The organism is Pseudoalteromonas sp. NFXS53, from assembly GCF_056629255.1.
Map to the genome: position 1 here is coordinate 1 of NZ_JBWVBR010000049.1, position 746 is coordinate 746.

Genomic DNA, 746 nt, shown 5'->3' on the forward strand with positions numbered 1-746 from the left:
GCAACCTTCTCAGGCAATACAGCTCATGATAATGGTAAAGATTATCTGAACATAGGTGCAAATCGCACAGAGTCAAACACGGTAAACAGCACTGTTAAAGTTGATCTAACAGGAGCAAACAAATCAGCGACGGTGGACTTTACAGAGAAGCTCAAGCCTGTAGGTTACAGCATCGCAGGTAAGGTGTTCTTAGATACTTTGCAAGATGGCGATCTTGAAGCGGCAGAGCTAGACAAAGCACTTGAAAACATCACTGTGACTTTAACCGGTAAAGACAAGTTTGGTCGCACGGTGTCACTGACGCGTACAACAGATGTGAACGGTCAGTACGTGTTTGCAGACTTAACTGAAGCAAACAAAAATGGTTATTCTGTCGCAGCAACCTTCTCAGGCAATACAGCTCATGATAATGGTAAAGATTATCTGAACATAGGTGCAAATCGCACAGAGTCAAACACGGTAAACAGCACTGTTAAAGTTGATCTAACAGGAGCAAACAAATCAGCGACGGTGGACTTTACAGAGAAGCTCAAGCCTGAAGGTTACAGCATCGCCGGTAAGGTGTTCTTAGATACCTTGCAAGATGGCGAACTAGAAGCTGCTGAACTAGACAAAGTGCTTGAAAACATCACAGTCACACTGACTGGTAAAGACAAGCTTGGCCGCGCCGTGTCACTCACGCGAACCACAGATGTTAATGGTCAATACGCGTTTGCAGATTTAACCGAAGCAAATAAAGATGGTTA

1 protein-coding gene is annotated in these 746 nt (G+C 44.2%); it reads left to right on the forward strand.

The window, feature by feature from the left end:
- On the forward strand, positions 1-746 hold a 746-nt coding region (locus AC1HJP_RS21140; protein WP_480363464.1), incomplete at both ends, for a hypothetical protein.